Source organism: Streptomyces spinoverrucosus (genome assembly GCF_015712165.1).
Taxonomy (GTDB): Bacteria; Actinomycetota; Actinomycetes; order Streptomycetales; family Streptomycetaceae; genus Streptomyces; species Streptomyces spinoverrucosus_A.
Genome location: NZ_JADPZX010000001.1, coordinates 4,928,701 through 4,952,453, shown reverse-complemented (window position 1 = coordinate 4,952,453; position 23,753 = coordinate 4,928,701). Strand labels below are relative to the sequence as shown.

The following is a 23,753-nucleotide window of genomic DNA, read 5'->3' as shown; positions in this document are numbered from 1 at the left end:
GAGCGACGGGCCCAGAGCAGAGCGGAGGTGACACGCTGCCCCTCCCCCACGTCAAGCAGTCATACGCACTTCGACCGCACCCCGAGCTCTCCGCATCCCCCACCCCACCCACCCCGTCACCGCCACTGACGCCCCCGCCATCGCCGTCATCCCCACACCCGGCGACGTCACCTGAGCCAGCGCCCCCGCCACCGCCGCACTCACCCCCTGCATCGTGAGCATCCCCGCGGAGTGCAACCCCAGGGCGTGGCAGCTGAGTTCCTCCGGAACCAGGGCCATCAGGCGCTCCTGCTGGACCAGGCTCGCCCCGAAGCCGACGGAGGCCACGGCGACGAGGGCGGCGGCGAGCGGGACCGCCGGGTGGGCGAAGAACAGCAGGTACGGCGCGGCCAGCAGCAACAGCAGCGGTACGCCGAGGCGGGCGCGCACAGCGCGCGGCACCAGGCGGCCGACCAGCACATCCCCCACCAGCATCCCCAGCGCCGCACAGGCGAACAGCAGCCCCGCGGCCCCGGGGGCGTACGACACGAACAGCGACTCGCAGCCGACGACCAGGCCGTTCGGCACCCACAGGGCGAGGTAGAGGCGTCGGCGCGGGCCGGAGGACCACAGCAGCGCGTTGGTGCGCCAGGTCGCCGCCACGGACGGGCGGGTGGACGTACGCGGTGGGCGGGGCGTGAGGCCCAGGCGGGTCAGGGCGGCCGCCGACAGGAACAGCAGCGCCGACAGCAGCAACGTCACGCGCGCCGACCCGATCGCCACCAGCAGGGCGCCGCCCGCCGCGTATCCGGCGATCTGCATGACGCCGCTCATCATGTTGAACACCGAACGGCCCAGCAGATAGCCGTCCTTGGAGAGGATCTCCGTCAGCAGCCCCCAGCGCACACCCCCGCCCAGCGACGCGATCAGCCCCTGCGCCAGTACGACGACAAGGACGGACCAGATCGGCAGACCGGGCAGCGCCAGGAGTGCCGTACCGACCGCGAAGGCCAGCGAGACCGCGGCCAGCGCGCTCCTCGGCGGCAGGCCGTCCGTCCACGACAGGAACAGCGTCGCGCCCAGCACCTGCGCCAGCGACGGGCCGAACATGCTCACCGCCGACAGCAGCGGCGAGCGGGTCGCCTCGTACACCAGCGTGCCCAGGGCCAGACCGCCGATCGTCTGGCCCGCGATGTGGGCCGAGGAGGCGAGGAAGAGAGGGGTGAACTCCGGGGTTCGGAACAGGTGTCGGTAGCTTCGCATGCGCGAAAGTCTCCGGGCGCCCGATGCAGGCGGGTTAATGTTTCGCGCACACGCGAAAGGACCCGGAGGGCTGCGCACATGGGGTGGTGGCAGGTCAACGCCGACACCCTCGCCCGCAGCCGCTTCGTCCTCTCCCCCTACGCCGAGGCCTTCGCGAGCCTCAAACTCCTGCACGCCGGTGTCGGCGCGCATCCCGGCGAGCAGGACTGGCTGCGCGCCCATCTGCCGGCGTACCGGGCCCGGCTCGCGGCCGAGCCGGACACCGCGCTGCTCGTCCGTGCCGGGCTCGGGCGCGACTGGATCGCCGACTTCCTGACGCCGACCCCACGGGACGGGGAGAGCTTCGAGGACGCGGTCGCGCGCGTGCGCGCCACGCCCCCGGAGGCCGTCCGCGCGCATCTGCGGATGTCCCTCGGCGGCCCGCTGCCCGCCGCGCTGGACCGGGACGACCTCGCCGAGCGGGCCGCGCGGCTGGTCGAGTACGTCTGGCAGGAGGGCGTACGACCGTACTGGGGCCGTCGGCGGCGCGTGCTGGAGGCTGATGTGGTCGCCCGGACCGCGCAGGCCGGCCGGGGTGGGTGGGCGGCCGTACTGGACGCGTTGCGGCCGGGGCGGACGCGGTGGCTCGGGGAGAGCCGGTTGCAGGTCAATCTGCACGAGTACCCGCCGCGGGAGATCTCGGGCGCGGAGCTGCTCTTCGTGCCGGTCACCCCGCAGACCGGGTGGGTGTCGTGGGAGGAGCCGGGGCGGGAGCGGTACGCCGTCGTGTACCCGTGCGTGGGCGCGCTCGCCGACGAACACCGCAGGCCACCCGTGCCCGCCGCCCTCGGCGCGCTGCTCGGGCGGGCGCGGGCCGAGGTGCTGGTGCTGCTGGCGTCACCGATGAGCACGACCCAGGTCGTCGCCGTGACCGGGCAGGGGCTCGGGTCGGTCGGGCGGCATCTGCGCGTGCTGCTGGACGCGGGGCTGGTGGAGCGGCGGCGGGCCGGGCGCTCGGTGCTGTACTCACGGACGGCGGCGGGCGAGGTTCTCGTGAGGTCGGCTGAGCAGCCGGCCCCTCCTGAACGCGCTCCCGACACCCCCCGGCGTTAGCATCCGCCCCATGACGACCAACGACACGCACGCATCCGTCCTCGACGTCGACATCGACGCGCTCCAGGGTGGCTCCGCCGACCTCAAGCAGTACGCCGGGCAGGCCGTGCTCATTGTGAACGTGGCCTCCAAGTGCGGGCTGACCCCGCAGTACGCCGGACTGGAGCGGCTGCACGAGCGGTACGCGGACCGTGGGTTCACCGTGCTCGGCGTGCCCTGCAACCAGTTCCTCGGGCAGGAGCCCGGCAGCGCCGAGGAGATCGCCGAGTTCTGTTCGGCGACGTACGGCGTGACCTTCCCGATGACCGAGAAGGTGGAGGTGAACGGGGAGGTTCGGCATCCGCTGTACGAGCGGCTGGTCGGCTTCGCTGACGGTGAGGGGCACAGCGGGGACATCCGCTGGAACTTCGAGAAGTTCCTGATCGGGCGGGACGGCACCATCGTGGCCCGGTTCTCGCCGCAGACCGAGCCGGAGGCGGCGGAGGTCGTGGCGGCCGTCGAGGCGCAGCTGGCCGGTTGACCCTGCCCCTGGGGCAGACGTCAGCCTCCTGTCACCGGGCGACAGGCGCCCGGTGACGGAGGATGACGTGGTGGACATTCGGGACGACGAACTGCTCACCATCGGCGCGTTCGCCGCGCGGGCCCGGCTGTCGGCCAAGGCCCTGCGGCTGTACGGCCGGCTGGGGCTGCTGCCTCCGGCGCACGTCGACGAGGCCAGCGGCTACCGCTACTACCGAGCGGACCAGGTGGAACGGGCCCGGCTCGTGGCCCTGCTGCGGCAACTGGACATGCCGCTCGCGCGGATCGCCGAGGTGGTCGACGCGGACGGGGCCGAGGCCGCGGACCGGATCGACGCGTACTGGGCGGGCGTCGAGGCGCGGATGGCGGGGCAGCGGACGCTCGTCGAGTACCTCCGTGGACGGTTGTCGGGGAGGAGCTCCGAGATGTACGGAAAGTTCGTGGTGGAGACGGTGGAGGTGCCCGGGCGGGTGCTGATCACCGAGACGCGGCATGTGCTGGCGGGCGAGCTGCCGGCGTGGATCGGCGCATCGCTGGGCCGACTGGAGGAGGCGGCGCAGGAGTGCGGCGGCGTCACGGCGGCGCCGTTCGTCGTGTACCACGCCGAAGTGTCGATGGAGAGCGACGGACCGGCCGAGTCCTGCGTGCCGGTGGCGGACGAGGCGGCTGCCCGGGCGTGGGTCGAGAGGCACGGCCGTACGTGGGAGACGAAGGTCCGCGTGGAGCCTGCCCAGCGGCTCGCCTACACCCGGATCACCAAGGCGCAGGTGGCGCATCCGCAGATCCTGGCCGCCTTCGAGGCGGTGGAGGCGTGGATCCCGCAGCAGGGGCTGCGCCAGGCGGGCCCGGGCCGGGAGGTGTACTTCGCGGACTGGGATGCGGCCGGGGCCGAGGATCCGGTGTGCGATGTGGCCTTCCCGGTGACGTGAACCGCTGAGCGGGGCATGGCCGAGCCCTCTCGGCTAGGACGGCGAACTGGTCGAGAGGGCTCTTGGGGTGCTGCTGTGTAGTTGTGGTCGGCGTCAGGGAGGTCCTCTCCTTACGCCTTGACCGAGGCCACGAAGACGCTCCACGCGGTCGCGGGGAACGCGAGGACGGGGCCCTCGGTCACCTTGGAGTCCCGGACGGAGATTGCGGACAGGACAGGGGACTTGATCTCGACGCACGCGCCGTTGCCCTGGGAGTACGAGGACTTGACCCACGTGTCCGTCGCGCCCTGCTTGATTGCCATTTTCGCTCCGGTAAGCAGTTGCTGAGTTGCTGTGATTGCGCCAACGTTCTTGCTCGATGGCGTGATCGACGCTACTCGCCAACATCGCCGCACGGAGCGACTATTCACTCGACCGGCTGGCATATTCCAACAAGGGCTTCCGTACGGGCCGGGTGACGGTGTATCTTTCCGCGCCCCCCGCCCCGGAGGCCTCAGCGGGCGTAACTCTTCGCCACATCCGAGAGGTATACCCGGGTTTGGTCGACATTCAGCGCCTGTGCCCGCAAGTGCTCGTACATGACGCTGTACTTCTGGACGTCCTGCGGCTTCTCCAGGTACAGGTCGCTGGTGACGCCCTCGATGTAGACCACGCTGGAGTCGGCGGCGTCCGGGAACTCCAGGATCGCGTACTGGCCGCTCACGCCGGGGTGCGCGCCCATCTGGAAGGGGATCAACTGCACGGTGACGTGCGGCAGCTGGGACATCTCCAGCAGGTGCTCCAGCTGGTCGATCATCACCTGTTTGTTGCCGACCTCGCGGCGTACGGCCGCCTCGTCGAGCACCGCCCACAGCCGAAGTGGGTTCTCCTCGGCGGCAATACGTTCCTGCCGACGCAGGCGCACCTGTACGCGCTTGTCGATGTCGGTCGGCGTTGCCTCGGGCAACGCGCCCTGGATCAGCGCCTCGGCGTACTGGCGGGTCTGCAACAGGCCGGGGACGACCTGCGGGTCGTACACCCGAAGGCTGGCCGCGTCCGTCTCCAGGCCGATGTAGACGCTGTACGGGATGTCGCCGAAGGAGTGCCACCAGCCCTGCTGGCGCGAGTCCTTGGCCATTTGCATCAGCGAGTCGACGATCCGGTGGTCCTCCACCTCGTAGACACCGCACAGGTCACGGACGTCGCGCTGACTGATGCTGCGCCGGCCGTTCTCCAGACGGCTGATCTTCGACTGGGACACCAGCAGCCGCTCCGCCACCTCCTCGGCCGTCATGCCCTTGAGCTCGCGGAGCCTGCGCAGCTCCTGGCCCAGCCGGCGCCGCCTGACGGTGGGATTGACATTGGACGCCACGGGACGTGCACCTCCGGCTGCGTGCCTCGAAACTTGCAACTATGCGTATCTGCTGTTGAGCAGACTGCCACCAAGGGGCTACTTACCGCTGGGAAACAGCGGATATGCGGCGGGTACGCGTCAGGACGCAAGTTCGCACGAGGAGTCCGCACGAGGAGTCCGCACGAGGAGATCGCACGACGGATACGCGAACGGGCGCGGGCATGCGGCCGCGCGGGGCGGTGGGGCCGTGCGTCGTCCGAACGACGGCTCCCGCCACCCCGCGCGGACCGTTGCGGCTCCCGAACCGGGTCTTGGGGACTCAGGCGCGGCGTGTGGCGCTGACGGTGCGTGGTGCGGCCCTGCTGGTCGTGCCGGTGGTGCTGGGTGGTGCCGTTGTGGTGATGGTGCGCTGCCGTGGGACCGCGGCTCAGTGGGCCACGGCGCGCGCCATCGAGCCACGGTGCGGCTGCACCGGGACGGCCCTGGCCGGCTCCGCGGACCTGGCTCCGGCGGCGGCCTGGCGGCCGGCCGGGGCCGGGCTGCGGCGCGGCTGGGCCGCGACGCCGTTCTGGACGTCCATCACGGCGTGCGCCACGAGGCCGCCCATCGGGTCGTGCCGGATCAGGTCCCGCAGCCGGGAACGGGACGAGCGCCCTTCGTTGCCCGGATACAGGTGCTTGCCGAGGCCGACCGCGTGGGCCAGGGCGGCGAGCGCCGCGGTCCGCGGGTCCGGCGGGACGCCGGTGCGGATCGCGGAATCCAGCCGGGCCCTGATCTCCCGGCTGATGGCGTTGTCCGTCGCCTGGTAACGAGTCGTCGGCAACACCCCGCACATCTGGCCGGCCACGGCGTGCACCATGCCGCACCGCTCCAGATGCGAGAGGTAGGTCTGACGGAGCCCCAGTCGTGGCCCGCCGATCCAGTGGACCGCCCGTACCGGAGCGCCGCGCCTGCGCAGCAACTCCAACGCGCAATCCAATGTCGGATCTCCTGTCGGCCGTGGTACCACCACGGCGATACGATCCCCGTCTGGGGCTATCCGTCCGGCCAGTGCCAGCTCCACTAGCTGTGCTCCGGCCAGACCGAGGTCGAGCGACTGCGGCTGTGCAGTGGTACCCGTGGCCGGGTCCAGTGCCAGCAGCAGAAGCTCCTCCGGAAGTGTTCTGCGGCTCCTGCCCATCCATGCCTCCCCGCGTGGATGAATGACAGGGTGACCCCTCTCACATTGGTCTGTCGAGGGTGCGTGACCTGTTTGTAAGGGAACCAGTAGGTATGTCGTTCTCGTCTTCAGCGTGGGCCAGGTCCTCACACAGGACACTGGTACATGGTTCGGACAGCGCTTCGGGCAGTGCTGTGGGGGCGGTCGTCCGGGCATCGGTTCATGGTTCGGTACGCGCACGGAGGCGTGCGGCGCATGGAGGAGGCATCGGTGGCGGGCGAGTCCCCCGACAGTTCGAAGCAGCGCGAGTCGTCGGCAGAACCGACGTCGGGGAGCGCGGGTCCGGTTCCCGAAGCCCGGAACGGCGCAGCCACCGCCCGTGACCCACGGCTCGCCGTGGCGCGGGAGTCCGGGGACGGGCGCTCGGTGGACACGGCGACGCGGGTGTTCTCGGTGAAGGGGCCTTCCGAGGAGGAGCCGGAGGGGGCTGCTGGGGAGGCGGCTTCCGAGGCGCCTGCGGGCCGTGAGGAGCGCGACGGGGCCGAGGACGGCGCCGGGGCCGACGCGGCGGGCGACGAGCGGCTGCGGGCGGCTGTGGCGGCTTGGGTGACGTCCGCCGACGGGAAGGCCGGCGGGAAGGCCGACGAGGGCGCGGAGGGCTCCGCCGAGGAGGGCGCCGACGCGGCGGGCGTCGACGCGAAGGGCGCCACCGAAGAGGACGCCGACGAGGAGGGCGCCGACGCCGGCGAAACGCCCGTCGGCGAGGAGGACTCCGCCGACGTGGACACTCCCGCCCGGCAGGGCGAGTCCAACGAGGAGGGTCCCAACAGCGGGTCCACCGAGCACGAGAGCGAGTCCGCCGGGGAGCCGGACGCCCAGGGCAAGGGGGCCGGCGGCACCGACGCGCCCGGCGACAGGGCTGCGGCTGCCGCCGATGCGAAGTCCACCAGCGACGCCACCGAGGACAAGAACGCCCCCGCCGACCAGCCGGACGCCCAGGACGGTCCCGAAGCCGTCCAGGTGGGCCAGGACCGCAAGGACGGCCGCACCGGCGCGGAAGCCGAGGCCGACACCGCCGACGAATCCGACGCGGGCGGCGAGAACGACGCCGCAGCCGGGAAGGCCGACGGCAGCACCGACACCGCAGCCGACGACACCCAGGACGGCGAGGGCGGCACCGACGAGACTCCGAGCGACGCCAAGAACGACACCGAGCGCGACGCCCGAGTCGACGCCGAGGACGCCCCCAAGCGCGACGCCCAGGACGACACCGAGAACGACCCCAAGAGCGACGCCCGAGTCGGCGCCGAGCGCAACGCCCAGGACGACACCGAGCGCGACGCCCAAGTCCTCGCCCAGGACGACACCGAGCGCGACGCCCAAGTCCACGCCCAGGACGACACCGAGCGCGACGCCCAGGACGACGCCAAGAGCAACGCCCGAGTCCACGCCCAGGACGACACCGAGCGCGACGCCCAAGGCCACGCCCAGAGCGACGCCCGAGTCGGCGCCGAGCGCGACGCCCAGGACGACACCGAGCGCGACGCCCAGGACGACGCCCGAGTCGACGCCCAGGACGAGCCCAAGAACGACGCCAAGAGCGAGCCCCAGGACGCCCCCAAGAGCGACCCCGACGCGCAGTCCGGTGTCGGTGGTGACGCCCCCGAGGCCGACGCACCCCCCGTAGACCAGCCCACGGCCGTCTTCAGGGCCGTGAAGTCGGTGAAGCCGGCCGTCGATCAGCCGACCACCATGCTGAAGCTGGGGGACGCCAAGAAGCCCGCTCCGGCGCCGGAGTCGGACGCCGAGCGCACCAGCAAGTTCGTCGCGCTCAAGCCGCTGGACGACCCGTCGACGCGCAAGCCCCCACGGGCCGCCGAGGCGACGACCGCGCTGCCGAAGGTCCCGGCGGACAAGCCGAAGGCGCCGCCCGCCGATGCCACCACCGCGCTCCCGAAGGTCCCCGCCGACCAGACCGCCTCCGTGCCGCAGGTCGGCCCGGAGCGGACGACTCAGCAGCCCCTGCCGCCGAAGCCGCCGCTGGATCTGCTGGCCGAGCTGACCAACACCCCGCCGCCCCCGGAGACCCCGCTGCGGACCGCGGTGCGGCGGGTCAAGATCTGGACGCCGCTGGTCATCCTGCTGGCGATCGTGTTTGCGATCGTGCAGGCCGTACGCCCGCTGCCGACGCCCGCCCTGGAGCTCACCGCCGAGGAGTCGTACACCTTCGAGGGCGACAAGGCCTCCCTGCCGTGGCCGAGCGAGGGTCAGGGCGCCATGGACGTCACCGGCATCGGCACGATGGGGAGCTTCGGTGAGCAGAAGCCCGTCGCCATCGGCTCGGTCGCCAAGGCCATGACGGCGTACATCATCCTCAAGGAGCACCCGCTGAAGCCCGGCGAGGAGGGCCCGCAGATCGAGGTCGACGCGACCGCCGAGAAGGAGGGCGGCTACGACCAGCAGGGCAACGAGTCCACGCTGAACACCGTCAAGGCGGGCGACAAACTCACCGAGCGGCAGGCCATTTCGGCCATCATGATCCCGTCGGCCAACAACATCGCACGTCTTGTGGCGCGTTGGGACGCCGGTTCCGAGGAGGCGTTCGTCAAGAAGATGAACGACACCGCCAAGGAACTCGGCATGACCAACACCACGTACACCGACCCCTCCGGTCTGGAGGGGACCACGGTCTCCACCGCCGAGGACCAGGTGAAGCTCGGCAACGAGCTGGTGCGGATCCCGGCGCTGGTGGAGATCACCAAGCTGCCCAAATGGACGGACCCGTCCGGCCAGGAGTGGCGCAACTGGAACACCCTCGTGCCGTACAACGGCGCCATCGGCATCAAGACCGGCACCACCACCACGGCCGGCGGCAACCTGCTCTTCGCCGCCACCAAGGAGGTCGGCGGCGAGACGGTCACCGTGGTCGGCGCGATCCTCGGCCAGCACACGGCGCCGATCATCGACACGGTGAACGCCGTCAGCGAGACCGCGATGCTCGGCGCCCAGGAGGCCCTGACCTCGGCGAAGATCATGAAGAAGGGCGATGTCGTCGGGTACGTCGACGACCGGCTCGGCGGCCGGACGCCGGTCGTCGTCACGCAGGACGTCACCGCGGTCGGCTGGGCCGGCCACAAGGTGAAGCTGTCCTTCGCCTCCGACGCCGTACCGCACACCGCGAAGGCCGGCACCAAGGTCGGCACGCTCACCGTGGGCGACGGCAGCGGGGGCGCGGTCGAGGTGCCGGTGGCCCTGCAGTCGGACCTCGACGAACCCGGCTTCACGGACAAGCTGACCCGCGTCGGCTGACCCGGCGCACCGCACCACCCCAGCGCACCCCGTCGACGGAGCCCTCCCCGGGCGCCCGTCGGCGGGGTGCGTGCTAGCGTCACGAAACGGGACAGGACACCCGCGTACGGGACGGGCGCGGGAACGCCTCGCCACGTGGCCGAAAACAGCCGGGAAACGGGGTGTGCGGCCGAGAACAGCAGACGGGACACGGGGAGCGCCTACAGGTGGCCACTGCGGAGCCGACACGCACCGACGACACCGGTCCGGGCCCGGGGGCCGGCCCGCGAATACGCGTGCCCGCCGGGCCGCCCCACGGAACGCCCGGGGTGACGGTACGTGAGCGGCTGAAGCGGCTCGCCCGCCATCCCGTTTTCCTCACCACCGCCGTCGCCGGAGTCCTCCACCTCATCTGGTTCTTCACCTTCGCGAACAGTGGCGGGGACCTGGCGGCGCAGGACGCCTGGGCCGAGTTCGTCGGCCGGCACCCCGACTCGGCGTACAACCTCGCCTGGTACGGCGGCATGCACCCGGTGTCGTACAGCGTGGTGTCGCCGTATCTGATGTCGCTGCTCGGTGTGCGGACGACGATGATGATCGCGGGGACGCTCTCCGCGGGACTGCTGACGCTGATCCTGATGCGCAGCCGGGCGGTGCGGCAGCCGCTGTGGCCGGGGTTCGCCGGGGTGTTCGGGCTGCTGTGCAACGCGGCGTCGGGGCGGGTGACGTTCGGGCTCGGCACGCTGTTCGCGCTGGCCGCGGTCGCGGTGGTGTTCTGCTGGCCGTACCGCTGGCGTTACCGGCGCTGGGCGAAGGCCCTGTGTGCCGCTCCCCTCGCCGCGCTCGCCACCATGTCCTCCCCGGTCGCCGGGTTGTTCGTGGGTCTGGTGGCGGTCGCGCTGTTCCTGCAGAAGCGGCGGCCGGGCGCGTGGGCGCTGGGGCTCGCGCCCACCGCCGTGGTGGCGGTGTCGGCGTGGGCGTTCCCGTTCTCCGGCACCCAGCCGATGTCCTTCGGTTCGGCGGCCCTCCCCCTGGCCTACTCGGCCCTCGTCTTCCTCCTGGTCCCGCACGACTGGAAGACCGTGCGCATCACCTCCGCCGTGTACGGCCTGTCCGTGCTGCTGGTGTGGCTGATCAGCTCGCAGATCGGGTCGAACATCACGCGGCTGTCGATGCTGTTCGCGGGGGTGGCGCTGATGGCCGCGCTGCCGTTCGCGGCGCCGCGCTCGCTCAAGTGGTACGCGATCGTGGTGGCCTTCGTCGGGTTCGTCGCCTGGATCGGCTACAAGTCGGTCGACGACGTCGTCCATACGACGCCGAGGGCGTCCTGGGCGCGTGAGCTGGCCCCGCTGGTCAACGAACTGCAGGAGGTCGGCGCCGGGAAGGGCCGTGTCGAGGTGGTCCCGGCCCGCTCCCACCGCGAGGCCTCGGCGCTCGCCCCGTACGTGAACCTCGCCCGTGGCTGGAACCGCCAGGCCGACATGGAGCGCAACCCGCTCTTCTACGACGACACCCTCAACTCGGCCAACTACCACGAGTGGCTCAAGCGCTGGGCGGTGCACTACGTCGTGCTGCCCAAGGACGAGCCGGACGGGGACGGCGGCGAGCGGGAGCGGCAGCTGGTGCAGCGCGGGCTGCCGTATCTGACGCAGATCTGGGGGGACGCGAACTGGCAGCTGTTCCGGGTGACCGACCCGGCCCCGCTCGCCGATCCGCCGGCCGTCGTGGAGCGGGCGGAGCAGGGTGAGATGACCCTCCGGGTGAAGCAGCCGGGCCGGGTGCTGATCCGTGTGCCGTACTCGCCGTGGCTGAAACTGGTCGACGCCGAGGGCAAGGGCGTCGAGGCGCCGCAGGAGACGGAGGCCTCCAAGGACCGTCCCGAGGGCACGCCGAAGACGTACCACAACCTCAACGGCTGCCTGATGGAGACCGAGGAGGACGCGGAGGGCGACAAGTGGACGGTCCTGCTGGCGCCGCGCGCGGGAACGTACCGGCTGGCGTCGCCCTACGAGTGGCCTCGGGGGACGCCGTGCCCGGAGGAGCTCAAGTGATCAGCGGAGCCGGCGAAGTCGAACGGAATCGCCCTCCCCATCTGACGTGATGTCAGCTACACCGGACGCATGACAGACGACGCGGCACACACCGATGAAACCCGCAGCCACCTGTACGCCGAACTGGCCGCCGTCGGCCCCTACGGAGCCGACCTCGGGCACGCCCTGATCACCATGGTCGAGCCGCACCCCGGCCGGGAGCGCCAGTACAATCGCTGGTACGAAGACGACCACTACATCGCCGGCGCGATGGCCATGCCCTGGATGTACGCAGGACGCCGCTGGGTGGCCCCACGCGACCTGCAACTCCTGCGCTACCCGGAGAAGTCCACCGTCGCGCAGCCGGTCACGGCGGGATGCTACCTGTCCGTCTACTGGATCACCGCGGGCCGCTACGCCGACCACATGCGGTGGACCGTCGGCATCAACAAGCGCCTCAACCGCGACCACCGCGTCTTCCAGGACCGTACCCACATCTTCACCGCCTTCCAGGACCACACCGCGACCGTCTACCGCGACGGCGACCACGGCCCCCGTGACATCCACGCCCTCGATCACCCCTACGCCGGGCTCGTCGTCCAGGTGATCGACGCCGGCTCCCCCGGCCGGCGCGAGGAACTGCTCGCCTGGCTGCGCGACGACCACCTTCCGAAACGGCTGGCGGGCTCCCCCGCTGCCATCGTGACCGTCTTCGCGCCGACGCCCCTGCCCCTGGACCGGATGACCTACGTCAAGCAGGTCGAGGGGGTCGGGACCCGACTGACGCTGCTGTGGTTCCTCCAGCACGACCCCCGCGACGCCTGGCGGAACCACTTCACGGACCTGGACACGGCGGTCGCCGCCTCGGGACTCGGCGACGTCATATTCGTCGCACCCTTCATCCCCACCGTCCCCGGGACGGACCGCTACGTGGACGACCTGCGGTAAACCCTCGCTGTGGGTGTCCATGCCGTTCCCCTTTCCCCACCTCGCCCCTACCCTGACGATCCGTCAGAACCAGTCCGGAGGCGGGAGTCCGCGATGTCACTGCTGGAGGGGAAGACCGTCGTCGTGTCGGGGGTCGGGGCCGGGCTGGGGCACCAGGTCGCGGCGTCTGTCGTACGGGACGGCGGGAAGGCCGTACTGGGGGCGCGTACAGAGGAGCGGCTGGCGAAGAGCGCGGCCGCGGTCGATCCGGACGGGGCGCACACGGCGTACCGGGCGACGGACATCACCGACGAGGGGCAGTGCGCGGCGCTGGCCGGGCTGGCGCGGGAGCGGTTCGGCGGGATCGACGCGGTGGTCCACGTCGCCGCCTGGGACAGCTACTTCGGCGGGCTGGAGGACGCCGACTTCGACACCTGGCGGTCGGTGATCGACGTGAACCTGCTGGGGTCGCTGCGGATGACGCGGGCGTGTCTGCCGGGCTTGAAGGAGGGCGGCGGCGGGTCGGTGGTGTTCATCGGGACGCAGTCGGCGGTGGCGGCTCCGTCGCAGGTGCGGCAGGCGGCGTACGCGGCGTCGAAGGGGGCGCTGACCAGCGCGATGTACTCGCTGGCACGGGAGTTGGGGCCGTACCGGATCCGGGTGAACACCGTGCTGCCGGGGTGGATGTGGGGGCCGCCGGTGCAGGCGTACGTACGGTTCACCGCGCACACCGAGGGGGTGCCGGAGGAGGAGGTGCGGGGGCGGCTGACCGACCGGATGGCGTTGCCGGAGCTGGCCACGGACGGGGATGTGGCGGACGCGGTGGTGTTCCTGGCGTCGGACCGGGCGCGGGCCATCACGGGGCAGTCGCTGCTGGTCAATGCGGGGGAGTTGATGCGCTGAGCCCACCTGCCTACGTTCATGTAGATGAACGCAGGTCATCGTGCCGAACTTTTTTGCCTGCTCTTGACCTTCCTCTTGCTTGTCGTGCCCGCGTCGCCGCACTCACGATGAGCGGGCCGTTCACAAGGCGGACCCCGGAAGGTTGGCACATGAACAGTCTCGACTGGGCCGTGCTCATCGGCTACTTCGGCGTGATGGTCGCGATCGGCGTGTGGTCGCACAAGCGCGTCGACAACGTCAGCGACTTCTTCACCGCCGGCGGCAAGATGCCGTGGTGGCTGTCCGGCATCTCGCACCACATGTCGGGCTACAGCGCGGTGATGTTCACCGGGTACGCCGGGATCGCCTACACCTACGGGGTCACCTCCTTCGTCACCTGGTCCTTCCCCATCGCGCTGGGCATCGCCATCGGGTCGAAGCTGTTCGCGCCGCGGATCAACCGGCTGCGCTCCCGGCTCCATGTGGCCTCCCCGCTGGAGTACCTGAAGAACCGTTACGACCTGAAGACGCAGCAGGCGCTGGCCTGGTCCGGGATGCTGCTGAAGATCGTGGACGTGGGCGCCAAGTGGGCCGCCATCGCGACGCTGCTGTCGGTCTTCACGGGCGTCAGCCTGAACCAGGGCATCCTCATCACCGGCGTCGTCACCGGCATCTACTGCACGATCGGCGGTCTGTGGGCGGACGCGCTGACCGAACTCGGCCAGTTCATCATCCAGTTGCTCGCCGGGCTGGCGATGTTCTTCGCGGTGCTCGTCGAACTCGGCGACTACGGCGGCATCTTCGGCGTCTGGGACCGACCCGAGCTGGACGGCCACGAGAAGCCGCTGGTGGGGCCGTACGGCACGGTGTTCCTGCTGGCGTTCCTGTTCATCAAGCTGTTCGAGTACAACGGCGGCATGCTCAACCAGGCCCAGCGCTACATGGCGACCCCGAACGCCAAGGAGGCCGAGCGGTCGGCGCGGCTGTCGGCGATCCTGTGGCTGGTCTGGCCGCTGGTGCTGTTCTTCCCCATGTGGATGTCGCCGCTGCTGGTGGACTCACAGAAGCCGGACGGCTCCGACTCCTACGCCCTGATGACCGAACAGCTCCTGCCGCACGGCCTGCTGGGCCTGGTGATCGTCGGGTTCTTCTCGCACACCATGGCCATGTGCTCCTCGGACGCGAACGCGATCGCCGCCGTGTTCACCCGGGACGTGGCGCCGGTGCTGTCGGCGAAGGCGCGTTCCTGGTCGGAGCGGTCCGGGCTGATCTCCGCGCGGCTGACGACCGTCGTGTTCCTCGCGCTGTCCATGGCGGTGGCGACGCAGGTGAACTCGCCGACGTTCAAGGACATCATCACCGTGGTCATCAAGTGGGTGGCCGGGCTGATGGGACCGATCGCCATCCCGATGATGCTGGGCCTGCTGCGGCCGTTCCGCCGCTCGGGGCCGACGGCGGCGCTCACCAGCTGGGCGGCTGGACTGCTCGCCTTCTGGCTGGTCAACTACCCCATCAACTGGAGCGTCGAGGGCGGTGTGCCGCTCCAGTACCAGGTGTCGATCCCGCTGGCGGTGTCGCTGATCCTGTACGTCCTCATCGGCTATGTGAAGCCGGAGGACACGCCGGAGCGGCTGGCGATCATCGAGCGGCTCAACACCGACGGGGACGGGGCGGCGGCGGCCGTACCGGCTCCGGCGGACGGGGCGACGGACGGTGTCGTGGGGGCGGCGCCGAGCAAGGAATAGCCCCGGAACGGATGGGCGGCCGATCCCGTGTGGGGCGGCCGCCCTTCGGGCTGAACAGGTCCGTTCGGGCTGAACAGGTCCGTTCGGGCTGAACAGGTCCGTTCGGGCTGAACAGGTCCGTTCGGGCTGAGCGGGGCTCAGCCGGCGGGCTGCTGGCCGATCCGGTCGACGATGCCGATCTCCAGCAGGGCCGTCTCGTCCGTGCCGAGGTAGTCCAGGGTCGTCCTGTCGAAGACCCAGGTGTCACGGTCGTCGCTGTCCTGGAAGGTGAGTCCGATGCCGTGCCGCCCGGCGGCGTCGGTCGCCTCCGGGACCACCGAGACGCCGGGGATCTTCGCCGCCGCGCGGTAGAGGGCCGCGCTGACGTCGGGGATGAGGACGGCCCGGTCCAGCAGGGTGTCGATCGCCTCCATCGCCGCCTCCTCGTGGGTCGGGCCCTGCCCCTCGGTGTCGGCCCAGATCTTCTCGTACATCTTCTGCGGGTCCGTGGGCAGGGCTTCCAGCCTCCGGTAGTCGGAGGGCCCGGAGCCCGGGTACATCGTCATGTCCTGAGTGGACTTGCCGTCGCGGAACGGCCCGCCGCCGGCCGGCGGGTCGAGGACCACTGTTCTGGCCAGCCCAGTGCGCCCGCCCTTGATCGCCTGCCAGTCCGTGCGCTCGTACTCCCAATCCTTGCCGTCCTCCCACAAGTCGGTGCCCTGGACGCGGGTGTAGACGAACTGGTCGTCGCGGACGGGCACGGTCTCCTTGGCGCCGGCGGCCGTGGCGATGCGGTCGAGCAGGGCGACGGCCTCCTGGTCGGGCTCGGCGGGTGCGCCTGTCCCGGCGGTGCCGAGGGAGATGGCGACGACGACGGCCGCGGTGGCCAGGGGGACGGCGACCAGCGCCACGCGGCGCAGCGGGCGCGGGCGGGGCGGGGGGATGGGCCGCGGGTCGGCTTCCTTGGTGAACTCGCGCATCAGATGGTCCTTCAGCAGGGTCTGACGGTCGCTCGGCAGGACCGGTTCACCCGGGCTCGGCAGCAGCCGGGCCAGTTCTTCACGCTCTGCGGGGTTCATCGGCACTTCTCCTGGTTCGACCGGGCCGCTCGCTGCGGCCACCCGGTTCCTGTCCGGCGGCGGGAGTGCGTCCCGGGGTTGGTCCCGAGCGGTTCCTCAACTCCGCCTCGGCCAGCCGTCGCAGCCGCTGCCGGGCGCGGGCGAGGCGGGACCGTACGGTGCTGACGGGGACGCCGAGGGCGTCGGCGGCGGCCGCGTAGCTCAGCCCCGACCAGACGCACAGCGCGAACACCTCGCGCTCGGCGCGGCGCAGTTGGCCAAGCGCGGTGCGGGCGGCCGCCAGCCGTTCGGCGTCTTCCATACGGCCGACCAGCTCGTCGGCGAAGTCCGGCACCGTCTCGTGGTCCGCGCGGCGGCCCGGGAGCCGGGCGAGGGCGGCGCTGTGGCGGCGGGCGGCGCGGCGGGTGTTGCGCAGGACGTTGGTGACGATGCCGTACAGCCAGGGCCGCAGTCCGTCACCGTCCTCGGCGGGGTCCGGGGGCTCGGGTCTGAGCCGCTCCCGCAGCCGCCAGGCCTCCAGGAACGTCAGCGAGACGACGTCCTCCGCGACGCCACGGTCGCCGGTCAGCCGGGCGGCGTGACCGTAGAGGGCTTGCGCGTGCGCGGCGAACAGCTCGGCGAAGGCATCGGGGTCGCCGGCGCGGATCCGGGCGCGTAGGGAAAGGTCCACAGTCCGCTCTGTCCGTTCGACGGGCGGGGTCTCTGTGAAGTCGGTCACAGAGGATGGGGCAGGGGGCTCACACCCGGGGATACCGGGCCAGCCACGCCGAGGAGGCGGCGGCCGGGCTGTGCAGGGCCGGGCCCTGGGTCATCTCCATGGCGAAGTCGTCGGCCAGCTCGAGGATCGTGGGGCGGCCCTCCAGCTCGGCGAGCCAGGCCGGTGGCAGGGCGGTCTCACCGTGCAGGGCGCCGAGGAGGCCGCCGGTGAGGGCGGCGGTGGCGGCGGAGGGCCCGTCGTGGTTGACGGCGAGGCGCAGGCCGTGCCGTACGTCCTCGCCGACCAGGGCGCAGTAGACGGCGGCGGAGACGACGCGGTCGGCGGTGCCGTCGCCGGCCAGGTCGGCGACCCGGTCCGGCGTCGGGATGCCCTGCCGTACCGCGCCGAGGGCGTGCTGCAGGGCGTCGGACACCGGCTGGTGCCCGGGCCGCGGGGCGAGCAGCGCGAGGGCCCGCTGCACGGCCCCGTCGAGGCTCTCCCCGCGGGCCAGCGTGTGCACGATCACGGCGTACGCGCCCGCCGCGAGGTGGGCGGCGGGGTGGCCGTGGGTCTGGGCGGCGCACTCCACGGCGAGCTGGACGACCAGTTGCGGCTCCCAGCCGACGAGCAGCCCGAAGGGCGCGGAACGGGCGGCGGCCTCGGGGCCCGTCTCGCCCGGATTCTTCGGCGCCTCCAGGGTGCCCATGATCTCGTCGCCGAGCCCGGCCAGCAGGGCGCGGGCGGGATCCCGGCGGGCGTAGAGCCACTCCTCCCGGGCCAGCCACCCGTCGTCCTTGCGCCGCTCGTCGGGCCCCCAGTCGCGCTGGGTCGCGGCCCACCGCAGATACGCCCGGTGCAGATCGGTCGGCGGGTGCCAGGCGCCGGTGTCGCGGCGGACCTGGGCGCGGATCAGCCCGTCGACGGAGAAGAGGGTGAGCTGGGTGAGGTGGGTGACGGCACCGCGTCTGCCGTACGCCGGGGCGAGGTCGACGACGCCCTCCGGGCCGTGCGCCGCCCGGATGCCGTCCATGTCCAGCCCGTCGACGGGCGCGCCCAGCGCGTCCCCGACGGCGGCACCGAGCAACGTTCCGCGCACCCGGCTACGGAAGTCCTGCTGCTCGGCACGCCCCCAGACGGCGCCCACTGTCGCATCCACCAGACCTCCCCAGGGCACCGTCCGTACGTACGACAGCTCAGCACTGTATTCGACGGGGAACGGTCGATTGACTTCGGAATATATTCCGAAGTACCGTCGGTCCATGTCCACTCCGACGGTTGCCTTCTCCGAGCTCTCGAAGAATTCGAAGCGCGTCGCCGAAACGCTCGACCGGGCTCAGCGCGTGCACATCACGCGTCGGGACGGCGAGGATCTCTATCTCACGACGGCTCGCCATGACCAGCAGCGCGAGGAGACAGCGGATATCACGGCCCGCCTCCTCGCGGCCCTCGTCCGCAGTGATGCCGGCGAGCGGGCGATACTGCACGCCCTCCCCTCCGTCTTTCCGTGGGTCCGCCATCTGTCGGTGGAGGAGCTGAAGCAGTTCGTGGCCGAGCTCATCGACGCCACGCACGACGCGGCCCAGCTGGACGTCCACGCCAACCTGCACCGAGTTGTCGTCGAATGGCGCGCGACAGCCCGTGTCCTCGCCAACCCCCAGCTCACCGCACAGCTCACCCGTCGACTGCCGGACGAAGACCACGGCGAGGTGACCGCACCGTGAGCCCGAAACGCGGCGACGACGTCGCCCCACCGCCGGTAGGCGAGGAATGGCGCGTGCGATTCGCGACGAATGAGGCGGCGAAGGGATGGGGGGAGTTGGGCGCCGAGGCGCCCGGGAACACTCGACGCTGCTTCGAGGCACTGCGCAGCGCCCCCCTGTCCCGAGCAGATCCTGACCGTCAGCACCGACTGCGCGGTCGGTTGGCGATGGGAAGCCTCGGCGGTCAGGAGTACCCCCAGTGGGAGTACGAAGTGACGGCAGGCGGTCGCGTGCGTTACCTCGTCGACGAGGCGCGCCGCACGGTCCATCTCGTGTACGCGTCCACCCGCCACCCCAAGGACACCGAGTAGCTCTGTCGGCACGGTGGAAGATGACAGGCATGTCCACAACCACCTCAGGCACCACCAGACGCACCCTCCCCGTCGCCGCCACCGTCCTCACCGGAACCGTGGCCCTCTACATCGCCCTCGTCGCCTTCGGGAACATCACCGACTTCGGCACCAACCAGGACTTCGTCCGGCACGTCCTGGCGATGGACACCACGTTCAAGGACGACGACCTGATGTGGCGGGCCGTCACGGACACCGCGCTGCAGGACGCGGCGTATGTCGCGATCATCGTGTGGGAGACGGTCGCCGCGCTCGTCCTGATCGCCGGTACGTGGTTCTGGGCGCGCGGACCCTACGCGCTGGCGCGGCGGATATCGACGTACGGGCTGCTGATGGTGATGCTGCTGTTCGGCGCCGGGTTCATCGGGATCGGGGGTGAGTGGTTCGCGATGTGGCAGTCGGAGGACTGGAACGGGCTGGACGCGGCGACCCGGGTGTTCCTGGTCAGCGGCGTCGTGCTGCTGGTGAACCAGTTGCCCACCGGGCAGGCCGAGTCCACTACTTGACGACCGTCACCGTCGTCCCCGCCGTGCCGAACGCCCACAACGCGGACCCGTCGGCCGTCTTCATGCGGACACCGCCGGTCTGTGTACCGGACGCGGCCGGCGGGGGCGAGGAGCCGTCCACGGCGGCGGAGAAGGCGATGCTGACGCCGGACTTGGCGGCGAAGTAGACGACGTGCTCGATCTGCACGCCGTCGGAGCCGGTGGTGGACTCGGTGCGGGTGCCGACCGTGTACCTGCCGGGGTCGGGGTCGACCGTGCCGGGCCACACCGTGAACGTACGGCGGGGGCTGTCGCTCGCGTCGACCAGCCACACCCTCCGCTCGCCCAGCGAGTAGACGATCCGCCGCCCGGTCCCCGAGCCGTCGGGTACGACCGCCGGCGCCGGCGTGCTCGGCGTGGGCTTGGCGCTCGCGGACGCCGAGGGGCTGGGCCTGGTCGCCGTGGCCGTGGGGCGCGGCCCCTGCTCGGCCTGCACGGCCAGCACGGCGACCGCCGCGATCGCCCCCACGGTCAGGCCGGACACCCAGGCCCACGACGGAAGCAGTCGGGCAGGCACGGCACGCATCTCCTCAGTCTCCGACCCCCGACATCGAGGGTCGGATCATCGTACTGTGCGCGCCTGAACGCCCTTCCCTCAGTCCAGTACCGGCAGCAGCTCCGGCAGGTGCCCGTCCGACGCCGCTGCCGCCTTCTGCCGCTCCTGCGGGACCTCGCCGTAGAGCGTGGTGCGGGGGCGGGACGGGCGGCCCGCCGCCTCCGCCACCGCCACCAGGTCGCGGACCGACTTGTACGAGCCGTATGACGAGCCCGCCATGCGGGAGATCGTCTCCTCCATCAGCGTGCCGCCCAGGTCGTTCGCGCCGGAGCGGAGCATTTCCGCCGCGCCTTCCGCGCCCAACTTGACCCAGCTCGTCTGGATGTTGGGGATCCACGGGTGCAGCAGCAGGCGGGCCATGGCCGTCACCGCCCTGTTGTCCCTCGTGGAGGGGCCGGGGCGGGCGATGCCCGCCAGGTACACCGGGGCATTGGTGTGGATGAACGGGAGCGTCACGAACTCGGTGAAGCCGCCGGTCCGCTGCTGGATGCCGGCCAGCGTGCGCAGGTGACCGAGCCAGTGGCGGGGCTGGTCCACGTGGCCGTACATCATCGTGGACGAGGAGCGGATGCCCAACTCGTGGGCGGTCGTGACGACCTCGATCCAGGTGGCCGTGGGCAGTTTGCCCTTCGTCAGGATCCAGCGGACCTCGTCGTCAAGGATCTCCGCCGCCGTACCGGGGATGGAGTCCAGACCCGCCTCCTTCGCCGCCGTCAGCCACTCGCGGATCGACATGCCGGTGCGGGTCGCGCCGTTGACGACCTCCATCGGCGAGAAGGCGTGCACATGCATGCCGGGGACCCGGTCCTTCACCGCCTTCGCGATGTCGAAGTACGCCGTCCCGGGCAGGTCGGGGTGGATGCCGCCCTGCATGCAGACCTCCACCGCGCCCACGTCCCACGCCTGTTGGGCGCGGTCCGCCACCTGGTCCAGCGACAGCGTGTACGCGTCGGCGTCCGTGCGGCGCTGCGCGAAGGCGCAGAAGCGGCAGCCGGTGTAACAGACGTTGGTGAAGTTGATGTTGCGGGTGACGATGTACGTCACGTCGTCGCCGACCACCGACTTGCGGACGTCGTCGGCCACGGAACACAGCGCGTCCAGCGCCGGGCCGTCCGCGTGCAGCAGCGCCAGCGCCTCCTCGTCCGTCAGGCGCGTCGGGTCGTCGGCCGCCGTCGCCAACGCCGCGCGCACGTCCGTGTCGATGCGCTCCGGGGCCATGCCGGGGGCAGCGGCCTCGCGCAGGGCGCCCCAGTCGCCGTAGACCTCGTCGAAGTCGTCGCGGCGGTCCGACGTACGGCCCTCGGTGTCGATCGTGGCGTGCAGGTCCGTACGGCCGGACGACACGAACGCCTCGTCCGGTTCCTGCCAGGGCAGGCCCTGGGGCAGCGCCTCGGAACGCGCCAGGCCCGTCTCCGGGTCGGCGAGGGCCGCCACGTGCGGGCGCAGGCGCGGGTCCAGCCAGGGTTCGCCGCGGCGGACGAACTCCGGGTACACGCAGAGACGTTCCCGCAGTTCGAAACCGGCGGCCGCGGACTTCGCCGCCAGTTCCTCGATCTGCGGCCAGGGGCGTTCCGGGTTCACGTGGTCGATGGTCAGCGGGGAGACGCCGCCCCAGTCGTCGATGCCGGCGCCGATCAGCCGCTCGTACTCCGCGTCGACCAGGTTCGGCGGGGCCTGCAGACAGGCCGTCGGGCCCATGATGTGCCGGGCCACCGCCACCGTCGCGACCAACTCGTCCAGTTCGGCGTCCGGCATGCCGCGCATCGCCGTGTCCGGCTTGGCGCGGAAGTTCTGGATGATCAGTTCCTGGATGCCGTGGTACGCCCGGGAGACGCGGCGCAGCGCGAAGAGGGACTCGGCGCGCTCCTCGTAGGTCTCGCCGATGCCGATGAGGAGCCCGGAGGTGAAGGGGACCGAGGACCGGCCCGCGTCCTCCAGCACCCGCAGCCGTACGGCGGGTTCCTTGTCCGGGGAGCCGTAGTGCGGGCCGCCCGGCTCCGACCAGAGGCGCTCGGCCGTCGTCTCCAGCATCATGCCCATGCTCGGCGCGACGGGCTTCAGGCGCTGGAAGTCCGTCCACGTCATGACGCCGGGGTTGAGGTGGGGCAGCAGGCCCGTCTCCTCCAGGATGCGGATGGAGATGGCGCGGACGTAGGCGATGGTGTCGTCGTAGCCGTGCGCGTCGAGCCACTCGCGCGCCTCGGGCCAGCGGTCCTCGGGCTTGTCGCCGAGGGTGATGAGGGCTTCCTTGCAGCCGAGGGCCGCGCCCTTGCGGGCGATGTCGAGGACCTCGTCCGGGGACATGAACATGCCGTGCCCGGCGCGGCGCAGCTTGCCGGGGACGGTGACGAAGGTGCAGTAATGGCACTTGTCCCGGCACAGCCGGGTCAGGGGGATGAAGACGCTCTTCGAGTACGTGATGACGCCGGGGCGACCGGCCGCCTCCAGGCCCGCGTCCCGCACTCGGGCGGCGGACGCGGCGAGGTCGTCGAGGGCCTCGCCGCGGGCCTGGAGCAGTACGGCCGCCTCGGTGACGTCGAGGGCGACGCCGTCACGGGCGCGTTTGAGGGCGCGACGCAGGGAGTTCTCGGTGGGGCCGGTTCCGGAGGTCGCGGAAGTCGTCATCCTTCGAGGATACGGTTGGGCTTCGCGGGGTTCTGGGGGCCGGGGTTGGTCCTGGGGGCTACGGTGCATTGCCGAGTGCGGGCTCGATGTGGCTGGTCGCGCAGTTCCCCGCGCCCCTGGGTTGGCTGCCCGTCCGCTCGATTACAAGTACTCGGCATACCCGTCCAACACCCGCAGGACCTCTGCCTCCCCAGCCGGCGGCAGTTGCACGACAACCTCCTCGATGCCCAGCTCCGCGTAGTGCGCGAGCTTGCCCGGGGTGGGGTGGACGGCGTACGGGACGACCTGGAGTGCGGACGGGTCGCGGCCGGCGTCGGTCCAGGCGGCCCGCAGCACCGGGAGCGACTCGGACAGGCCCCGCCCGCCGATCGGCAGCCAGCCGTCGGCGTACTCGCTGATGTGCGAGAACAGCTTCGGGCCCGCCGCGCCGCCGATGAGCGTGCGGGGCCCCACGACCGGGCCGCGCGGCTTCTGCACGGGCTTGGGGTACGCGAAGCTCGCCCGCACGCTGCCGAACTCGCCCTCGTACCCGGTCGGTTCCTCCGACCACAACGCGCGCATCAACGCCATCCGGTCCCGGACCAGTTCCCGTCGCGTCCGCCACTGCACTGCGTGGTCGGCGGCCTCCTCCACGTTCCAGCCGAAGCCGAGGCCGAGGGTGAAGCGGCCGCCGGAGAGGTGGTCGAGGGTCGCGATCTGCTTGGCCAGGTCGATCGGGTCGTGCTGGGCGACCAGCGTGATGCCGGTGCCGAGCCCGAGGCGTTCGGTGACCGCGGCGGCCTGGCCGAGGGCGACGAAGGGGTCGAGGGTGCGGCCGTACTCGGGGGGCAGGTCGCCGCCCGCCGGGTACGGGGTGGTCCGCTCGGTGGGGATGTGGGTGTGCTCGGGCAGGTACAGCCCGGCGAAGCCCCGCTGCTCCAGCTCACGGGCGAGCCGGGTCGGGGTGATGGTCTCGTCCGTGAGGAAGATGGTGACGGCGATGCGCATGCCCCATCTCTACCGGGGGATCGCCCATC

21 protein-coding genes are annotated in these 23,753 nt (G+C 71.4%); 11 read left to right on the top strand and 10 right to left on the bottom strand.

Annotation, left to right across the window (positions count from 1 at the left end; translation table 11 throughout):
• Positions 1-51: 51 nt before the first annotated feature.
• A complete protein-coding gene (locus I2W78_RS22515; protein ID WP_196462080.1) occupies positions 52-1,242 on the bottom strand; it encodes an MFS transporter in 1,191 nt (396 codons plus the stop codon).
• A gap of 78 nt (positions 1,243-1,320) precedes the next feature.
• Here I2W78_RS22515 and I2W78_RS22510 point away from each other — a divergent pair, with 78 nt between their 5' ends.
• From I2W78_RS22510 to I2W78_RS22500, 3 genes are read left to right on the top strand one after another with little or no spacing between them, the layout of a single operon-like run.
• Positions 1,321-2,334: an ArsR/SmtB family transcription factor gene (locus I2W78_RS22510; RefSeq protein ID WP_196462079.1), complete on the top strand. Its 1,014-nt coding sequence runs from the start codon at positions 1,321-1,323 to the stop codon at positions 2,332-2,334.
• Between the two features lie 10 nt (positions 2,335-2,344).
• Positions 2,345-2,854, top strand: a complete 510-nt coding sequence (locus I2W78_RS22505) for a glutathione peroxidase (RefSeq protein WP_196462078.1) — start codon at positions 2,345-2,347, stop codon at positions 2,852-2,854.
• A 52-nt stretch (positions 2,855-2,906) separates the two neighbouring features.
• Positions 2,907-3,782, top strand: coding sequence for a MerR family transcriptional regulator (locus tag I2W78_RS22500; protein ID WP_196462077.1), 876 nt, complete (start codon positions 2,907-2,909; stop codon positions 3,780-3,782).
• A gap of 110 nt (positions 3,783-3,892) precedes the next feature.
• Here I2W78_RS22500 and I2W78_RS22495 read toward each other — a convergent pair whose 3' ends face one another.
• The 3 genes from I2W78_RS22495 to I2W78_RS22485 all read right to left on the bottom strand — a co-directional run bounded on the left by I2W78_RS22495 (position 3,893) and on the right by I2W78_RS22485 (position 6,295).
• Positions 3,893-4,084 (bottom strand): DUF397 domain-containing protein, encoded by a 192-nt coding sequence (locus I2W78_RS22495; RefSeq protein WP_141311170.1) that lies wholly within the window; start codon positions 4,082-4,084, stop codon positions 3,893-3,895.
• A 191-nt stretch (positions 4,085-4,275) separates the two neighbouring features.
• Positions 4,276-5,133: a helix-turn-helix domain-containing protein gene (locus tag I2W78_RS22490; RefSeq protein WP_196462076.1), complete on the bottom strand. Its 858-nt coding sequence runs from the start codon at positions 5,131-5,133 to the stop codon at positions 4,276-4,278.
• Between the two features lie 409 nt (positions 5,134-5,542).
• Positions 5,543-6,295 carry a GOLPH3/VPS74 family protein gene (locus tag I2W78_RS22485; protein WP_196462075.1) on the bottom strand — a complete coding sequence of 251 codons (753 nt, stop codon included), beginning with the start codon at positions 6,293-6,295 and terminating at the stop codon, positions 5,543-5,545.
• Between the two features lie 234 nt (positions 6,296-6,529).
• Here I2W78_RS22485 and I2W78_RS22480 point away from each other — a divergent pair, with 234 nt between their 5' ends.
• The 5 genes from I2W78_RS22480 (at position 6,530) to I2W78_RS22460 (ending at position 15,146) form a co-directional block, all read left to right on the top strand.
• Positions 6,530-9,583, top strand: coding sequence for a D-alanyl-D-alanine carboxypeptidase (locus tag I2W78_RS22480; protein WP_196462074.1), 3,054 nt, complete (start codon positions 6,530-6,532; stop codon positions 9,581-9,583).
• 206 nt (positions 9,584-9,789) lie between these two features.
• Positions 9,790-11,613, top strand: coding sequence for an MFS transporter (locus I2W78_RS22475; RefSeq protein WP_196462073.1), 1,824 nt, complete (start codon positions 9,790-9,792; stop codon positions 11,611-11,613).
• A 69-nt stretch (positions 11,614-11,682) separates the two neighbouring features.
• A complete protein-coding gene (locus I2W78_RS22470; protein ID WP_196462072.1) occupies positions 11,683-12,540 on the top strand; it encodes a hypothetical protein in 858 nt (285 codons plus the stop codon).
• A gap of 93 nt (positions 12,541-12,633) precedes the next feature.
• Complete coding sequence (locus tag I2W78_RS22465; protein WP_196462071.1) at positions 12,634-13,422, top strand: SDR family oxidoreductase; 789 nt, start codon at positions 12,634-12,636, stop codon at positions 13,420-13,422.
• 149 nt (positions 13,423-13,571) lie between these two features.
• Positions 13,572-15,146, top strand: coding sequence for a sodium:solute symporter family protein (locus I2W78_RS22460; RefSeq protein WP_196462070.1), 1,575 nt, complete (start codon positions 13,572-13,574; stop codon positions 15,144-15,146).
• Between the two features lie 137 nt (positions 15,147-15,283).
• Here the strand turns inward: I2W78_RS22460 and I2W78_RS22455 are convergent, their stop codons facing one another.
• The 3 genes from I2W78_RS22455 to I2W78_RS22445 all read right to left on the bottom strand — a co-directional run bounded on the left by I2W78_RS22455 (position 15,284) and on the right by I2W78_RS22445 (position 18,057).
• Complete coding sequence (locus I2W78_RS22455) at positions 15,284-16,204, bottom strand: CU044_5270 family protein (RefSeq protein ID WP_196462069.1); 921 nt, start codon at positions 16,202-16,204, stop codon at positions 15,284-15,286.
• Positions 16,185-16,874 carry an RNA polymerase sigma factor gene (locus I2W78_RS22450; protein ID WP_196462068.1) on the bottom strand — a complete coding sequence of 230 codons (690 nt, stop codon included), beginning with the start codon at positions 16,872-16,874 and terminating at the stop codon, positions 16,185-16,187. Before I2W78_RS22450 ends, I2W78_RS22455 begins: the two co-directional genes overlap by 20 nt.
• 67 nt (positions 16,875-16,941) lie before the next feature.
• The gene (locus I2W78_RS22445) at positions 16,942-18,057 is read right to left on the bottom strand and encodes an ADP-ribosylglycohydrolase family protein (RefSeq protein ID WP_196462067.1); all 1,116 of its coding nucleotides are present in this window, start codon (positions 18,055-18,057) and stop codon (positions 16,942-16,944) included.
• 103 nt (positions 18,058-18,160) lie between these two features.
• On the opposite strand from I2W78_RS22445, the gene I2W78_RS22440 reads away from it, so the two are divergent.
• From I2W78_RS22440 to I2W78_RS22430, 3 genes are read left to right on the top strand one after another with little or no spacing between them, the layout of a single operon-like run.
• Positions 18,161-18,622 (top strand): prevent-host-death family protein, encoded by a 462-nt coding sequence (locus I2W78_RS22440; protein WP_196462066.1) that lies wholly within the window; start codon positions 18,161-18,163, stop codon positions 18,620-18,622.
• Positions 18,623-18,675: 53 nt separating this feature from the next.
• Complete coding sequence (locus I2W78_RS22435; RefSeq protein WP_307783739.1) at positions 18,676-18,972, top strand: hypothetical protein; 297 nt, start codon at positions 18,676-18,678, stop codon at positions 18,970-18,972.
• A gap of 20 nt (positions 18,973-18,992) precedes the next feature.
• Positions 18,993-19,517 carry a DUF2165 domain-containing protein gene (locus I2W78_RS22430; RefSeq protein ID WP_196462064.1) on the top strand — a complete coding sequence of 175 codons (525 nt, stop codon included), beginning with the start codon at positions 18,993-18,995 and terminating at the stop codon, positions 19,515-19,517.
• On the opposite strand, the gene I2W78_RS22425 is transcribed toward I2W78_RS22430, so the two are convergent.
• The 3 genes from I2W78_RS22425 to I2W78_RS22415 all read right to left on the bottom strand — a co-directional run bounded on the left by I2W78_RS22425 (position 19,510) and on the right by I2W78_RS22415 (position 23,724).
• Complete coding sequence (locus I2W78_RS22425; RefSeq protein WP_196462063.1) at positions 19,510-20,082, bottom strand: hypothetical protein; 573 nt, start codon at positions 20,080-20,082, stop codon at positions 19,510-19,512. The genes I2W78_RS22430 and I2W78_RS22425 overlap by 8 nt on opposite strands.
• A 69-nt stretch (positions 20,083-20,151) precedes the next feature.
• Positions 20,152-22,737, bottom strand: coding sequence for a bifunctional FO biosynthesis protein CofGH (locus I2W78_RS22420; RefSeq protein WP_196462062.1), 2,586 nt, complete (start codon positions 22,735-22,737; stop codon positions 20,152-20,154).
• Between the two features lie 141 nt (positions 22,738-22,878).
• Positions 22,879-23,724, bottom strand: a complete 846-nt coding sequence (locus I2W78_RS22415) for an LLM class F420-dependent oxidoreductase (RefSeq protein WP_196462061.1) — start codon at positions 23,722-23,724, stop codon at positions 22,879-22,881.
• Positions 23,725-23,753 lie beyond the last annotated feature (29 nt).

Coding starts and splice junctions, on each gene's coding strand:
- I2W78_RS22510 (WP_196462079.1), top strand. CDS start 1,321: ATGGGGTGGTGGCAGGTCAACGCCGACACCCTCGCCCGCAGCCGCTTC.
- I2W78_RS22505 (WP_196462078.1), top strand. CDS start 2,345: ATGACGACCAACGACACGCACGCATCCGTCCTCGACGTCGACATCGAC.
- I2W78_RS22440 (WP_196462066.1), top strand. CDS start 18,161: ATGTCCACTCCGACGGTTGCCTTCTCCGAGCTCTCGAAGAATTCGAAG.
- I2W78_RS22430 (WP_196462064.1), top strand. CDS start 18,993: ATGACAGGCATGTCCACAACCACCTCAGGCACCACCAGACGCACCCTC.
- I2W78_RS22485 (WP_196462075.1), bottom strand. CDS start 6,295: ATGGGCAGGAGCCGCAGAACACTTCCGGAGGAGCTTCTGCTGCTGGCA.
- I2W78_RS22415 (WP_196462061.1), bottom strand. CDS start 23,724: ATGCGCATCGCCGTCACCATCTTCCTCACGGACGAGACCATCACCCCG.
- I2W78_RS22515 (WP_196462080.1), bottom strand. CDS start 1,242: ATGCGAAGCTACCGACACCTGTTCCGAACCCCGGAGTTCACCCCTCTC.
- I2W78_RS22470 (WP_196462072.1), top strand. CDS start 11,683: ATGACAGACGACGCGGCACACACCGATGAAACCCGCAGCCACCTGTAC.
- I2W78_RS22460 (WP_196462070.1), top strand. CDS start 13,572: ATGAACAGTCTCGACTGGGCCGTGCTCATCGGCTACTTCGGCGTGATG.
- I2W78_RS22455 (WP_196462069.1), bottom strand. CDS start 16,204: ATGAACCCCGCAGAGCGTGAAGAACTGGCCCGGCTGCTGCCGAGCCCG.
- I2W78_RS22495 (WP_141311170.1), bottom strand. CDS start 4,084: ATGGCAATCAAGCAGGGCGCGACGGACACGTGGGTCAAGTCCTCGTAC.
- I2W78_RS22480 (WP_196462074.1), top strand. CDS start 6,530: ATGGAGGAGGCATCGGTGGCGGGCGAGTCCCCCGACAGTTCGAAGCAG.
- I2W78_RS22420 (WP_196462062.1), bottom strand. CDS start 22,737: ATGACGACTTCCGCGACCTCCGGAACCGGCCCCACCGAGAACTCCCTG.
- I2W78_RS22425 (WP_196462063.1), bottom strand. CDS start 20,082: ATGCGTGCCGTGCCTGCCCGACTGCTTCCGTCGTGGGCCTGGGTGTCC.
- I2W78_RS22465 (WP_196462071.1), top strand. CDS start 12,634: ATGTCACTGCTGGAGGGGAAGACCGTCGTCGTGTCGGGGGTCGGGGCC.